This is a genomic window from Oceanobacillus sojae (genome assembly GCF_900162665.1).
GTDB classification, from domain to species: domain Bacteria; phylum Bacillota; class Bacilli; order Bacillales; family Amphibacillaceae; genus Oceanobacillus; species Oceanobacillus sojae_A.
Map to the genome: position 1 here is coordinate 668,621 of NZ_LT727809.1, position 15,026 is coordinate 683,646.

Genomic DNA, 15,026 nt, shown 5'->3' on the forward strand with positions numbered 1-15,026 from the left:
ATGGAACATGATGAACGTCCTGATTATAGTGGTTATTGTTGTATGTATTCTTGCATTGATTGGAACACTTCTTGTCACAAGAATGCTTGATGACAATTATGAACGAAAGAAAAGCTTCTCAAGTCTCTCTTATATTTATTTTCTTGGTTTGCCTGCGATTATTTTAGCTTCAGTTCTTATATGGGTTCTTATCTAGTACCTTACTTGTAGTTTCAGATTGGATGTATACTTAGCAATAGAACTTCCTATTTAATAGAAGTTCTATTGCTATTTTATTGACTTCTTCGCAAATACTTTCTCTCACTAACATAAGAGTAAACGTTATTTTTTCGGGTAATCGGATAGTAGTGTGGAATACATTAATATGCACTTATCACGTTTCCTTATATAAATGTAGCTACTATATATTCAGTTTCTTGGATTGTCTTTAAAAAAGCTTTTTTGTGGATTAACTATTTGACAGCTTATTCCAAGGTTTGAATTTTTATTAATAAATAGGAAATCTATATTCAGGTGAAAAGGCTTGGAAGTTAGATTGGAAGATTACTCCCTTTTGTTAATTTCAGTGTATAGTAATGTTTATTATGCTGACACTTATTTTGTGTATCAAAAGTTTATGGTAAGACTAGCATTCCTATTTGGAGCTCAAATAGGATAGTGCATAAAATTTACTTCGATGCGGTTGCATTAATGTGTGTATTTAGTTATAGTATTCTTATAATAAACACTTTAGATATCTAAAATATTTACACATCTAAATGGAATGAGGGGTTTTATGCTAGAGAAGCGAATGAATGGGATTTTTCAAACATTAGATCAGATAAACTACGCATTGTTACATCACTACGATGAAGTGCTTGAACATAAATTAACACCGAAGCAATCCTTAATTATCGAGCATGTCCAGCAGCATAATACATTAACAGTCAGTGAACTGGCTGAAAAGATGAATGTGACTGCAGGTGCAGTTAGCCAGTTGTTAAATAAATTAGAGAAAGAGCATTATATCGAGCGATCCATTAATCCTAACTCAAGACGTGAAATCGTCGTAACACTTGGCTTGAAAGGTAAAGAACTTTATGAATTATATGCAAAAGTAGACGAGCAAATTGTATCAACATACTATGCTAAGCTAGATGACGAAGTAATTAATCAATTGGAACAGGCAGTGAACAAGATCTATAAGGTCATTTTGGAAGAACAAATGAAAGCAAAAGGAGAGTAGTCCCCATGAATTGGACTTATTTAGTTATTGTTTTTATCATTTGTATACCAGGCATTTATTTTATGTATCATTCGGAAAAAATACATATAAAAGAGGATGATGTGACAGATGGGCAACGATTAATTGCACATGGCTTAACAGCACTTATATTTTCAGCGATGGGCGCTTATTTTGTTCCTAAGATTCATGTTGTTCAACAAATAGAAATTAGTCAGATTTTATTATATGGTGTAGGTCTAGGTGTTATCTGTTCTCTTAGCCATTTGTTATTTTATTATCTGTATTTAGTGCCAAGATTGACAAAAACAGATTATATGGAAATTGAAACGCACTATGTAAATACAGGTATTTTAAGTCGTGTATTTTATGGTGGAGTTATAGAAGAAGTTATGTTTCGATGGGGCTTGCTTAGCTTATTTATTTGGTTATTTCAACTAATGAATATGGGTGATCGTGTTAGTACATTGTTTGCAATTTTCATTTCAAGTGTCTTATTTGCCGCTGTTCATTTACCATCTATTAAACTTGTGATCTCGCAACCAAAACCTCTTCTGTATGTGTATACGATTATTGCTAACATTTGGGTTGGTTTTTTCGCCGGGTTAGCCTTCATTCAAGGGGGATTATTAGCAGCTATATTTGTCCACATGCTTTTCCATTTAATATGGTGGCCAATTCAAAATCGTGAATATGTTAAGTTACATAGTAAATAAAGGTAAAACAAACTAAGAAACGAAAAATCACCCAGACGTTAAAACAAGAAAGGCAATGGTATAGATCGATTTGTTCAACCTGTCTAATCTTAAAGTAAAGGACATGAAGGAATTTGAAGACGATTACCCGTTTTTTCTAATATTGAAGGTTTTCTTTATTGAAAAATACTTTTTTTACATAAATTGTATAAGTTAAAACAACCATTGAAAAAATCATATTACCAATATACAGCTGGTCAAATGGATTGCTTATGAGCAGAGAGCTGATTACTCCGAAAACAGCTGAATAAGTTATCATCGTCCAAAAACCCCACTTCTTCATGCAGAAATAACCATAGATCATCACTAATGAAAATAAAGCTACGATAACTCTTGTTAAACGTTCAGACATATTTGGAAGTCCAAATCGCTCGGCTATACCAATCGAATTAGCACCAGCATCATAAAAAATAGCTGTAAATAATAAAACGGCCGCGCCAAAGATGTAGAAATAACTTATTAATGTAACACCTAAAGGTCTGTTCATTGCTGCGCCCCCCATACATCGACTTTAAAGAAGTACTGTCATTCTTATGTATCTTTAGTTAAAAGGATGCTTATTTTACAAAGTTAGATAATTTTAGTGTATCATAGGTTTCTGTGTTTGTATCCGTTTTATTTAAAAGCCTGCTTCCATTTTGGCGCTGGCTGACAATACATTCCCCGTTAAGGATATCTTTCTGATTTTTAGAAAGTGCTGAAACAATAAATTCATACCATTTGAGAGTTGCTTATATAAGCGATTATTCGCTATCATAATAGAATAAACAGAGTGAAAGTGAGAGGAATAAAAAATGCGTAAACTAAATATTGCTAATCTGGATACACCAATAAAAAAGCTGGAAAAACTAAGCGATCAGCTGGGAAAAAATATCTTTGTTAAACGCGATGATTTTACGGGTATTGAGGTCTCAGGCAACAAAGTAAGAAAGCTGGAGTATATCATCGCCTATGCGCTGGATAATGGCTATGATACCATTATCACAACAGGCGCTGTTCAATCAAACCATGCCCGGGCAACTGCTGCTGTCTGTGCGATGATGGACTTAGAGTGCCATTTGGTACTTAGAGGCGAAGTAAAGGAATATGAAGGAAATCTATTCCAGGACGATATGCTTGGAGCGAATGTAAATATTATTCCACCCAGTGCATCAAGGGAAGAGGCGATGGAGGAGCTGAAGCAAAAGCTGGAAGCTCAACAGAAAAAGGTATTGACTATTCCGGTTGGCGCATCCAATGCAATTGGTTCTTACGGTTATATTAATTGTTACAATGAAATTATAAAGCAGGAAGTAGAGATGGGTATTCATTTTGATTCTATCAACCTCGCAATCGGATCTGGCGGAACATATGCAGGACTCTGGTATGCAAATGAGGAAGCAGATATCAGAAAGAAAATCATTGGCTATTCTGTTGACCAGATAGCAGAGGTCTTCAAAGAAGATGTCATGAAAATTGTAAATGATTTGGAAGACACTAACCATCATTTTGATTCTATTACCATTAATGACAGCTATATTGGACTTGGCTACGGCCAAGCAACAGATGAAGAACTGGCATTTTATATGGACGTTGCTAAAAGTGAGGGAATTATTCTTGACCCGGTTTATACAGGAAAGGCTTTTAAAGGATTAATAACTGAAATAAAAAATGGAAATTATGATGACCAGGAAAACATTCTTTTCATCCATACCGGAGGGCAGCAAGGGTATACAAAAGAGATGAGAGAGAGAATAAAGGGCGTTTTAAGAAAGAATGACAGGGCGTAATTTTTATTTAAAGCTATGATAGTGCACATATAAAAAGACAAGGGGATATTGTAAAAACAGTATTTCTTTGTCTTTTTACATAAATGTGATGAAGGCACAATTATCTTGAAAATCCGGTGATTTACAGCGGTTATACCACTCACTTGGTGTACAATAGACGCTAGCATGCTGAAACTGACAGGCAGGTCTTGAAGATGGAGGTAAAATAAATTGGGAACTTGGAAAGAAAATAAACAAGGCATTTTAATCAAAACACCGGAACTATTTGATTTTAAGACAAATTTAAATTATTTACAGAGAAACCCCAATGAATGCATGTATGAGGTAGAAGAAGATAAAATTACACGTGTGATTGAAATAAATCATTTGCGTACATTAGTACGTATAAGTGAATCTGACAGCGAATATTTGGCTGTGGAGCTTCTAGCCGGGGCGAAGCTGGAATCAATGGAAGACAAGAAGGCAATTGTACGCTATGTTGAAGAGTGGTTTGATTTTGAAACCGATCTTACACCTTTTTATAAAATGGGAAGTGAGGATCCATTGCTGAAGCAGGCCATTGAAAGATTTTATGGTCTCCGAATTATAGGATTACATGATTTATTCGAAGCCCTGTGCTGGGGAGTTTTGGGGCAACAGATTAACCTGACATTTGCGTATACATTAAAACGTCAACTTGTTGAAAAATTTGGTGAGACCTTGGAGTATGATGGAAAAAACTACTGGATTTTCCCTTCATTTGATAAAATTTCTGGATTAAGCCCTGAAGATATGTCTGACATTAAAATGACAAAAAAGAAAAGAGAATATATTATCGGTATCGCTGAGTTGATGGCAAAGGGAGATTTAACAAAAGAAAAATTGTTGTACTTAGGTGATTTGAAGCAAGCTGAAAGGGAGTTGACCCGAATCCGGGGCATCGGGCCATGGACTGCTAATTATGTGTTAATGCGCTGTCTGCGCTATCCGGATGCTTTTCCTATTGACGATGCAGGATTGATCAATGCGATTAAACTGGTAACGGGAATGGAGCGGAAACCAACAAAGGAAGAGATTAGAGAATTGGCATCAGCATGGAAAAGATGGGAGTCCTACGCTACATTTTATTTATGGAGAATGTTGTATTGAACAGTATAAGCTGATTAATACGTATTTATTATGGGAAGCAGGATGAGTCTTTATATAAAGAAAGTGCAGATTATATCTATTGAAATGTGTCTTCTCAAAATAAAATTGTGAAAGGATATTCCAATTCAAGACATATAATGCTGGCAGATAAGGATCAGGAACAAATTCAAGCTGATATTTTACTGTTTTTGAATAATTTAAAATGGTGATAGAAATCGATTAAAGAAATTCTCCTTTCCAAATAGAATCTGAAAATAAACCGATCAAGATCAGGGGAGCTAATTTCCTGTTTCATCCAGACGTCTCATTTAATGCAATAAAAATAAAAAAACTACTGAATCAAGCTTTGCCAGGATAGAATCCTATATTAATGGAATGAATTATTAACTCTCTGGAATTTTAGATGCAAACTATAGTGTTTTTCCTTTTTTCTTAACATCTGCATCAAGACCTGCCCCGATGGCAACTCCAATACCTAAGCCAATTGGCAAACCTAATGCAAGATTATCGAATAACAGCCCAAAAATGAGACCTATGCTTAATCCCAAGGACATATATATGCTCAAATAATAATCTTTCGAGACTAATTTATGCTCTTTCAGAAGATGAGCACTAATATTTTCAAGCTTCTGGCTGTGCTGCTTAAAATCATTTTTGGTAAGTTGATCTGACTTATCTGTCAGTTCTGTTATATGTTTTTCAAAATCAATAAAGTACTGGTAACATTTTTCGCATTCGGACGAGAGTTTATGTAACCTTTGAACCAGCCGGTTACATTTATCCAATTCCAGTTTTGCGGCAATTTTTTCCCCCAGGCTGTTTCTTAGATCCTCAATTTTAGTGGTAAGCTTATCAGCTCGTTGACTTACCATCATAGGTAACCTCCCTCACATTTTGCCCGTATTTTAAATAAGAAATCCTCAGATTCTATGTCGGCTTTTCTATTACAGAAGCGCATTATTTTATACAATTATATGCAAAGGAAGTAAATGATGCAAATTTATTTTAAAATTTTGACTATATGTGAATTATAATTTTTTATGTAAGAAATAAGTGATAGAATAGATTTCATAAAGAAAATTTATTTAAGATAAAAATAAAAATACTTCTTCAAAATGAACACGTTAACATAAACACAAAAGGAGAGAAATCAAAAATGTATGAAAAAATAGTAGAAGCAGCCAAACGGATAGAAGGTATTGCACATAAAACGCCAGTTCTCACTTCCACACTCCTGAATGAATTAACCGGAAACCAAATTTTTCTTAAATGTGAAAATTTCCAGCGGATGGGTGCTTTTAAATTCCGTGGTGCCTATAATACCATCAGCTCCCTTTCGCAGGAAGAGAAGAATAAGGGGGTAATTGCTTATTCCTCTGGAAATCATGCAATGGCTACCGCTTTGACCTGCAAAATACTTGATATACCTGCTACGGTCGTCATGCCGGAGGATGCCCCACAGGTTAAAACGGCAGCTGTCAGAGATTATGGCGCAACTATAGTAACATATAATCGCGGGACAGAATCCAGGGAAGAAATAGCTCAAGGGCTGATAGATGAATTTGGCTATACGTTAATCCGGCCTTTTGACGCAGAGTCCATTATAGCCGGACAAGGTACCGTTGCTAAAGAGCTCATAGAAGAGGTAGGCGAGCTGGATTATCTGCTGGTCCCTTGTGGTGGTGGCGGACTGTTAAGTGGCTGCGCAATTTCTGCAAAACATCTGTTGCCTGAAAGTAAGGTAATAGGAGTTGAACCTGCTGTATCTGACGATGCCACGAGGTCATTCAGGGCTGGAAAATTACAATCCATTGAGAATCCAAACTCCATAGCTGACGGGTTAAACTCGCCTTCATTAGGGAAAATAACCTTTCCTTTCATTAAGGAAAATGTTGATGATTTTATAACGGTTTCCGAAGAGGAGATAAAAGCTGCGATGTACTTTCTTTGGACGAGATTAAAAATTGTTGTCGAACCATCTGGAGCTGTCGCTTTAGCAGCATATAAGAAACTTCCTGTTAAAGGGAAGAGAATGGGCGTTGTTTTAAGCGGAGGAAATGTTGATGTCAGGAAAGCCGGAGACTTATTTAAGGATATCAGAGACTAATTGGATGGAGAGGTGCGCAGGATGATTGATGCACATATTCATTTGGATTGGTATGAGCCGAATGACCAGCAGCTGTTAATTAATTCGCTTAAAATAGATGGAATGATAGCTGTTTCCAGTGATTTGGCGAGCTGTCAAAGGGTGTGGCAATTAGCACAAACATACCCGTTTGTTTACCCTGCTTTTGGCTGGCATCCAGAACAGGATCTGCCATCTGCGCGGGAAATCGACAATATTATACAAACGATTGATCAAAGATTTCAAGATATTGTCGCTATTGGGGAAGTAGGACTTCCATATTATAAAAAACGCAAAGAAGCCTCACTGGATGTTACTCCTTATCATGCGATATTGGAGCGATTTGTACAAGCTGCCCAAAAATATGATTTACCGATTGTATTGCATGCTGTTTACGAAGATGCCTCTGTAATCTGTGATCTCCTTGAAAAATATAAGGTAAAAAAAGCTCATTTCCATTGGTTTAAAGGAGATAAGGCTACTATGGAACGTATGATAAACAATCAATATTTGATTTCCATAACACCTGATTGCTGGTATGAAGAAGAAATCCAGTCAATCATTAAACAATATCCGTTAGAGTTTATCATGGCAGAAACAGATGGGCCCTGGGAATTTGAAGAACCTTTTCAAAATCAGATGACACATCCAAATATGATTATGGATGTTTTAAAGAAAATAGCTGAGATAAAGCAATTGTCTTTTGATAAAGTTCGACAGCAGGTTTATGCTAATACGACTAATTTCTATCAGTTAAAAAATTCATTAAATAGATTTGTATAAAAAATTGCATTCTAAGGAAAAGTGCGTTTAATTTGCACTTTTACCTTAGAATGATTCGATATTTAATTGAAGTATGCTTCTAATCCCTCAACAATGCCATTTGCTGCATTTTCCTGATAACTATCCGTCTGCACAAGCTTCTGTTCGTCTGGATTGCTTATGAAACCAAGCTCAATTAATATAGCAGGGTGTTTATTTTCTTTTAACACCTGAAAACCTGCCTGTTTTGCCCCGCGATTAATGAGATCAACGTGATTCATTAGTGATGTCTGGACGGAATTGGCAAGACTGCTCGCCTCGTTGTAAAAGGTTTCGACCCCGCGTGCATCCGGATCCTCTGATGAATTATAGTGCAGGCTGATAAAGGCATCTGCATCCGTCGAATTACTAATCACAGCCCGTTGTCCTAAGGAAATATAGGTATCATCTGCCCTGGTAAACGTTACAGAAGCCCCTTTATCATGCAATTTTTGCTCTAATCTTTTCGCTGAGACCAGTGTTAACGTTTTTTCATATATTTCTGATCCGATCGCACCGGGGTCTTTTCCGCCATGTCCCGGGTCAATAACAAAATGGTAACCGGCTAAAGGAGCACCGCTGTTTTGCTCTGCTTGAACCTCTTGTTTTTCTTCCTGAGATTCAGCAGCTGCTGCTGTTTCCTCATCTTTTTGGTCAGATTCTGCTTCTGACTCTTCTTTTTCGTTTTCCTCTGGTATTTGCTGTGAGTCAGTTGTTTCTGATTCTTCTGATACCTCATTATCTGTTGAATCGTTCACTTCATCCAGTAAATATAATGCAATCCATACTTCTTCATCATTATAATAAGTCTGGCCCCAGCCGTAGGATTCTTGAAAGATAGTAATCTGGCTGCCATTACTTAGCACAGTAATAACCGCTGCATTTTTATCCGGAGCACTGCGTAAATTTACAGCAGATGCGTTAATACGGTACAATTTTCCATTTTCTATAGATTTATTTGTTTCAGTGCTTGTTTCAGAAGCAGCTGCAGCTTCCTTATTTTGTGCTTCAGCATCCAGCTGTGCAGCTTCTTGATTTTCTTCCTTATTATTTATGTCATTATTTACTTCTGTAAGTTGATATAGGGCAACCCAAGCGGGTTCTCCGTTATAAAATGTTTTACCCCAGCCATATGAATCTTCAAAAATAGTGACCTTATAGCCTTTTTCTAATTCACCGAGAACAGCTGCGTCTTTAGCAGGCTCATTCATTAACTCTATTTTTTCAGAATCTACCTTATACGTTTTTCCGTTGTCTGCATGAACTGTTGGTAAAAGAACAAATAGGCAGATAAGAAAAGCAATGCCTATCGTTATGTTGTACTTCATATTGGATATACCTCCAATTAATAGTTTGTTATATTGACAGGCTTGCCAATAAATTCTATTAATATACATTTCATGCAAATTTCTTAGAATTTGAGTTTTAGAGTAGGAGACTGTAATTGTAATGATAAGGAAACTTCAAGATAAGATTACATGGTTCATAGTGGAGAACAGCCAGGTTATACGAAAAGGAGAATAATACTTTAATGAAAGGTAAACGAATATACTAATGAAGAAAATCAACCCTATTAATCATAAAAATTCGTATCTTGACAATAGGCTGCACAATACCATAACATATATTGTATTATTAAAAATATTTCCGTATCTTTTTCTATGATAAAGGATACGGTTAATAGAAAAGAAGGTATGAGATGGAGGAAAATAAAGGTAAATTAAAAAGCAGTGGGGTTGAAGAAGTAACCTCCAATAAGAGAATGCTATATTTAATTGCTATTATTGTAATTGGTTTTAATTTAAGACCGGCGATTACTTCTGTTGGACCACTGTTAGGAACGATTCGTGATCAGATAGGTCTGGAAAATTGGAGTGCAGGAACGATTACCAGTTTACCGCTGATAGCATTTGCTCTTGTATCACCCCTTGCTCCGAAGCTCGGCAGACGGCTGGGAAATGAAAAAGCTGTCCTATTGGGTCTGATCCTTCTATTTGCCGGAATCGGCGTCAGATCGGTCCCGTATACGCCAACATTATTTATCGGTACAGCCATTATTGGTGTTGGCATCGCAGTGATGAATGTACTGCTGCCGGCAGTTATTAAGGAAAAATTCCCGCATAGAGTCGGCCGGATGACCAGTGTGTATTCTACATCTATGGCAATATTTGCAGCTACTGCTTCAGGGCTTTCTGTTCCGCTTGCAAAAAATGCAGGCCTGGGGTGGGAATTAGCTTTATTATCCTGGGCGCTGCTGGCTGTAGTGGGAATAGTTATCTGGGTTGTAATTGTCAGACAAAATCCTGTGCCTAAAGAGGAACAAGTCCAGTTAAGCAGTAAACCTTTTAATGACAGCAGCTTATGGAAATCTCCATTAGCCTGGCAGGTCACCTTATTTATGGGATTGCAATCATTCATATTCTATGTAATGGTATCGTGGCTGCCGGAAATAATGCAAAGCTTTGGATTTTCTGTTTCAGCTGCCGGATGGATAATCGCTTATGTGCAGTTTGTCGGATTGCCTTCAACCTTTTTGGCACCGGTACTGGCAGAAAAATTCTCCAATCAGCAGGGGATTGTACTGGGAATTGGCGGCGGCGCAACAATTGGATTTATCGGTCTTTTAATCGGCGGACCGCTGCCATTGATTTTTGTCTGGGTAACATTGATTGGAGTTACTTTCGGTGGTGCTATCAGTCTGTCCCTGGCTATGCTTGGTATGCGGGCACGTAATGGGCAGCAGGCAGGCGCTCTGTCTGGAATGGCGCAATCTGTCGGATATATTTTTGCTGCAATCGGGCCATTATTTATCGGTTTGTTATTTGATATTACACATGCATGGAGTGCGCCGATTATGGCTATCATTGCAGTTTGTATATTGATGACGATAGCAGGACTGGGCGCTGGAAGGAATAAGTATGTGTAAACGAACCCTTTAGCTGTGCAATGAAGTGCTTGTGACAAAACATACACAGCAGATTATTTTAATGAATCAAAAAACAGTTTCATTTGTCTTGAGATAAAGCAAATGGGACTGTTTTTGTTTTAAAGTATGCGTTAAAAATTCTATAAGCTGTAATAAGACCTCCGCTTTACCATCGTTGAACAGGAAACAAAAACACGATATAATATGATTGATGTACCAATAAGCGGGAGGATATTCCATGAATAAAGAAGAACAGCTTATAACGAATTTCAGGGACTTATTTAACAAGATGGTTTGGATTAATAAGTATAAAATGGAAGACAGGCTTAAAGGACATACTCCTTCTGAAGTCCACTGTATTGAATCTATTGAAAAAAATGTAGATTCTAATGTGAGAGAGCTGGCAAAGTCTCTTTATATGACGAGAGGAGCTATAAGTAAATTAACGAAAAAACTTATGACAAAGAAACTTATTGAGAGCTATCAAAAGCCGGATAATAAAAAAGAAATCTATTTTAAGCTTACTCCGCAGGGAAAAGAAATTTTTAGAATTCACGAGGATTTACACAAAGAGTTTCGTGAACGGGATAAAGTCATATTTGAACAAATAACAGACGAACAGTTTGAAGGTGTACTGCATTTTGTAGAAAAGTATAGCAGTCACTTGGATGAAGAAATAAAAAAACAGGGATTAACAATAAATTAATTAGATCCATTCAAAATAATGAACTTACAGGCAGACCTTTGAGAAGGAACTGTCTTTTTTATTGGTTTTATTTTGTTGACTAGGAAACAAAATAATGTTATCTTTTTTGGTGACAAGGAAACAAAAATGTCGCGAGAAGGAGAATAATATGTCAAAAGACAATATAGAGAACCAGGGCTTACCAAAGGAAATGCTTGCCGCTGCCTGGGCTATTGCGCTTGGAGCAATTGCTCCCATGCTTGACTCAACGATGGTGAACATCGCCATTGACCAATTAATTAAGGATTTCAATACGACATTAGATATTATTCAATGGTCCATTACCGGTTATGTTTTAGCACTAGCAATTGCAGTTCCGGTATCCGGATGGCTGATGAACAAGTTTAATGGGAAGAAAATTTTCATCGGTGCGGTGATTGCTTTTGGAGTGATCTCTGTTTTTATTGGAATAAGCTGGGACGTTATGAGCTTCATTTTCTTCCGTTTACTTCAAGGATTTAGCGCCGGGGTTATTACGACACTTATGATGACACTCCTGGTTAAAACAGCAGGCCCGGAAAACGTGGGCAAAGTTATGGCCATTGTCAGTACACCGATGATTCTCGGCCCAATCCTGGGGCCTGTTATCGGAGGCTTTATCGTTCACGGTGCATCATGGCATTGGATTTTCTTTATTAATGTCTTCGTCGTTTTGATTGCTGCACCGCTTATGATGAAAGCTATTCCTAACTTCAAACCATTTAACAAAGATAGCAAACTCGATGTTTTTGGGATTATCGATTTATCGGTTATGAGTGTAGCGCTGATTTACGGAATTACGAAAGCAGCGGATCATGCATCATTTAATAATAGCGAAACCATTCTGTGTATGACGATTGGCTTTTTCCTGGCCCTGATTTACGTGATATATAATCATTTCAGAAAAAATCAAACGGTACTTCCGCTGAATTTGTTTGCACACAAAAGCTTTCTGGCATCAAGCGTCGGTTTGTTCCTGGCGAATATTGCTATCATGGGACCAATGCTGATTCTTCCGTTGTTCTTTCAGAATTTCCGTGACTTCACGCCAATTGAGGCAGCACTTGCTTTAATCCCTCAAGGTGTCGGGATGCTCGTTACCCGGCCGCTGATTGGAAAAATGATTGACAGGATCGGTGCAAAGTATGTCGTTATGGTCAGCCTTGTTATTTCCCTTATCGGCTCTGTCCCGCTTATCTTTATCACAGATAAAACGAGTATGGTCTGGATTTCCATTGTATTGTTTATCCGGGGCTCTGGTGTCGGAGGTGTTATGCTTCCGTTGACGAGTGATGCTTACACGGGGCTTGACAGCAGGCAGCTTCTAGAAGCAGGTGTTGGTATTAATATTATTGAAAACCTTGGTTCAAGCTTCGGTTCAGCTCTTATCTCAACCGTTGTCGTAGCTGTCACGCAAGGATTACAGTCAACAGTTATCAATAGTTTAAAAGGTTATCATGCAGGATTTTTAGTGTCTGCCATTGTGCTGGCGGTAATTTTTATTCCAGGTCTGTTTCTCACACATAAAAAGACTGGATAGTAAGTAAAGGGGGTAGAATTTAAGACGGGTTCTAGCCCTTATTTGTTAATTATCACAAGAATTATATGGAAGAAACAATCAATACCTGTCTTTATGATGATAAGCAAGTTATTTTTTAAGGTACGAAAGTTGAATGGATAATGTGTTAAAATTTATGCAGACATACTAATTACCCACAATCAAAAATAGCAGTTATCAAGAAAACCAGATTGAAATGGATAAGTATATATTTGGGGAGGACATTCTGTTGAACAATAAAATTTTAATCGTAGAAGATGATCTATCCGTAAGCGAAATGATACAGGATTACTTAGAAAAAGAGGGTTACAAGGTGGTTACTGCTTTTGAAGGGGAAGAGGGAATGCAAAAATTTCAAAACGCTACATTTGATTTAATCATTCTTGATATTATGATGCCTAAATTAAATGGTATTGAAGTAATGAAGCAAATTAGAAGAGACAGCTCCGTGCCAATACTTATTGTTTCTGCCAAGGACACGGATGTCGAGAAGGTTTTAGGCCTTGAGCTTGGCGCAGATGATTACATAGCAAAGCCTTTTTCCATGATAGAGCTTTCTGCCAGAGTAAAATCAGCGCTTCGGCGTGCTACCAGTTATTCGGAAGCAAAAAAGGAAGAGAATGTGGTTCATTATAAAGCTTTAACTATTGATATTAATAATTATTCTGTTCAGAAAAACGGCAAGGAAATTAAACTGACATCAAAGGAATTTGATATCTTAAAATTATTTCTCAAGCACCCTAATAATGTTTTTACAAAGGCCCAAATATATACGACAGTCTGGAATAATGATTATTTCGGCGATGAGAATGTGATTAATGTTCATATCAGAAGGCTGAGAGAGAAAATAGAGGACAACCCTGCAAAACCTGATTATATTATAACTATTTGGGGGATTGGCTATAAGCTGGGCGAATAACCGAATCAGTTAAAATAGTAAAAGGGGCAGATAAATATGGTTTACTTCTTCATTATGATTATCGTGATTTTAACAGGCATAATTATTTTTCAATATAGATCAAAGACAGCAAGAGATAAACAAATAAAATATATGTATGAAAAATTAGATAGGATTATTACTGAAAGAACAAGTGAGAATCTTCTCGTTTTTACCGATGATAAGGAGCTTATTCATTTACTGGTTGGGATTAATAATCTTTTAAACCATAACCAGAAAATATTGGCTGACTATACGAAAAAGGAAGAATCTATCCGGAAAATGATTTCAAATATATCACATGATTTGAAAACTCCGCTGACGGTTATTGTGGGTTATTTAGAAATCATCCAATCGAATAGGTCTATTCAAAAGGAGCTGGAAAAAGAAGTTCACAAGGCACATGAAAAGTCGATAGAGCTTCTGACATTAATCAATACATTTTTTGATTTGGCAAAATTGGAATCCGGTGATAAGGAGATACCGCTTGAAAAGATAAATATTAATGAGGCATGCAGAAAGAGTATTTTAGAGTTCTATGAAATATTAACCAATCAGGGATTAGATGTTTCTGTTAATATTCCGGATGAAACTATCTATGCGGCCGGAAACGAAGAGGCACTTGACCGAATACTCAGGAATTTGATATCCAATGCCATCAAATATGGAAATGATGGCGGTGTCGTCGGTTTAACCTTAAAACAGGACGAAGCATTTGCCTATATTGACATTTGGGACAAGGGAAAGGGCATTGACGAAATGAAGAAAGAAAGTGTTTTTGAAAGGCTCTATACGCTTGAGGACTCACGGAATAAGCTGTATCAAGGAAGCGGGCTGGGTCTTACTATTACGAAAAGATTAGTAGAAGGTATGGAAGGCGATATATTATTATCCAGCGACCCCTATGAGAAAACGGTATTTACCGTGAAATTAAAGAAATTGGCTTCACAAACTGGCTGAAAGCCGCTCCTGTCCTGCACTTTGCAAACTTAAGAAATTCGTAAGACTTCGTTAAGAAAAAAGATAATTTTAACGTTTACCATTAGAAATATAGAAATTTGCAAAGCAGAGGAGGACATAT

General features: G+C 36.9%; 15 protein-coding genes. 12 read left to right on the forward strand and 3 right to left on the reverse strand.

The genetic code is table 11. From position 1 onward, the window contains the following. The first annotated feature begins 7 nt into the window (after window positions 1-7). From BN1068_RS03625 to BN1068_RS03635, 3 genes are all read left to right on the forward strand, one after another. Window positions 8-196, forward strand: coding sequence for a hypothetical protein (locus BN1068_RS03625; protein ID WP_077601456.1), 189 nt, complete (start codon window positions 8-10; stop codon window positions 194-196). Between the two features lie 579 nt (window positions 197-775). Further along, window positions 776-1,225, forward strand: a complete 450-nt coding sequence (locus BN1068_RS03630; RefSeq protein ID WP_077601457.1) for a MarR family winged helix-turn-helix transcriptional regulator — start codon at window positions 776-778, stop codon at window positions 1,223-1,225. 5 nt (window positions 1,226-1,230) lie between these two features. Continuing rightward, window positions 1,231-1,938 (forward strand): CPBP family intramembrane glutamic endopeptidase, encoded by a 708-nt coding sequence (locus BN1068_RS03635; protein ID WP_077601458.1) that lies wholly within the window; start codon window positions 1,231-1,233, stop codon window positions 1,936-1,938. 136 nt (window positions 1,939-2,074) lie between these two features. On the opposite strand, the gene BN1068_RS03640 is transcribed toward BN1068_RS03635, so the two are convergent. After that, on the reverse strand, window positions 2,075-2,464 hold the full coding sequence (locus BN1068_RS03640; RefSeq protein WP_077601459.1) for a hypothetical protein: 390 nt from the start codon (window positions 2,462-2,464) through the stop codon (window positions 2,075-2,077). Between the two features lie 307 nt (window positions 2,465-2,771). On the opposite strand from BN1068_RS03640, the gene BN1068_RS03645 reads away from it, so the two are divergent. Together BN1068_RS03645 and BN1068_RS03650 are read left to right on the forward strand one after the other, a co-directional pair. Then, window positions 2,772-3,746 carry a D-cysteine desulfhydrase family protein gene (locus BN1068_RS03645; protein WP_077601460.1) on the forward strand — a complete coding sequence of 325 codons (975 nt, stop codon included), beginning with the start codon at window positions 2,772-2,774 and terminating at the stop codon, window positions 3,744-3,746. 210 nt (window positions 3,747-3,956) lie between these two features. Continuing rightward, window positions 3,957-4,874, forward strand: coding sequence for a DNA-3-methyladenine glycosylase 2 (locus BN1068_RS03650; RefSeq protein WP_254846692.1), 918 nt, complete (start codon window positions 3,957-3,959; stop codon window positions 4,872-4,874). 410 nt (window positions 4,875-5,284) lie between these two features. On the opposite strand, the gene BN1068_RS23915 is transcribed toward BN1068_RS03650, so the two are convergent. Next, on the reverse strand, window positions 5,285-5,749 hold the full coding sequence (locus BN1068_RS23915; protein ID WP_254846693.1) for a glycine zipper domain-containing protein: 465 nt from the start codon (window positions 5,747-5,749) through the stop codon (window positions 5,285-5,287). 281 nt (window positions 5,750-6,030) lie between these two features. On the opposite strand from BN1068_RS23915, the gene BN1068_RS03660 reads away from it, so the two are divergent. Together BN1068_RS03660 and BN1068_RS03665 are read left to right on the forward strand one after the other, a co-directional pair. Further along, on the forward strand, window positions 6,031-6,981 hold the full coding sequence (locus BN1068_RS03660) for a threo-3-hydroxy-L-aspartate ammonia-lyase (RefSeq protein WP_077601461.1): 951 nt from the start codon (window positions 6,031-6,033) through the stop codon (window positions 6,979-6,981). Between the two features lie 21 nt (window positions 6,982-7,002). Then, entirely contained in the window at window positions 7,003-7,782 is a 780-nt protein-coding gene (locus tag BN1068_RS03665; RefSeq protein ID WP_077601462.1) for a TatD family hydrolase, read from the forward strand. A gap of 62 nt (window positions 7,783-7,844) precedes the next feature. Here the strand turns inward: BN1068_RS03665 and BN1068_RS03670 are convergent, their stop codons facing one another. Further along, complete coding sequence (locus BN1068_RS03670) at window positions 7,845-9,128, reverse strand: N-acetylmuramoyl-L-alanine amidase (RefSeq protein WP_175637055.1); 1,284 nt, start codon at window positions 9,126-9,128, stop codon at window positions 7,845-7,847. Between the two features lie 371 nt (window positions 9,129-9,499). On the opposite strand from BN1068_RS03670, the gene BN1068_RS03675 reads away from it, so the two are divergent. The 5 genes from BN1068_RS03675 (at window position 9,500) to BN1068_RS03695 (ending at window position 14,905) form a co-directional block, all read left to right on the forward strand. Further along, a complete protein-coding gene (locus tag BN1068_RS03675) occupies window positions 9,500-10,726 on the forward strand; it encodes a CynX/NimT family MFS transporter (protein ID WP_077601464.1) in 1,227 nt (408 codons plus the stop codon). A gap of 238 nt (window positions 10,727-10,964) precedes the next feature. Then, complete coding sequence (locus BN1068_RS03680; protein WP_077601465.1) at window positions 10,965-11,432, forward strand: MarR family transcriptional regulator; 468 nt, start codon at window positions 10,965-10,967, stop codon at window positions 11,430-11,432. A gap of 148 nt (window positions 11,433-11,580) precedes the next feature. Beyond that, window positions 11,581-12,990, forward strand: coding sequence for an MDR family MFS transporter (locus BN1068_RS03685; RefSeq protein ID WP_077601466.1), 1,410 nt, complete (start codon window positions 11,581-11,583; stop codon window positions 12,988-12,990). Between the two features lie 247 nt (window positions 12,991-13,237). After that, entirely contained in the window at window positions 13,238-13,927 is a 690-nt protein-coding gene (locus BN1068_RS03690; protein WP_077601467.1) for a response regulator transcription factor, read from the forward strand. 36 nt (window positions 13,928-13,963) lie between these two features. Further along, the gene (locus tag BN1068_RS03695) at window positions 13,964-14,905 is read left to right on the forward strand and encodes a sensor histidine kinase (RefSeq protein WP_077601468.1); all 942 of its coding nucleotides are present in this window, start codon (window positions 13,964-13,966) and stop codon (window positions 14,903-14,905) included. Window positions 14,906-15,026: the final 121 nt, after the last annotated feature.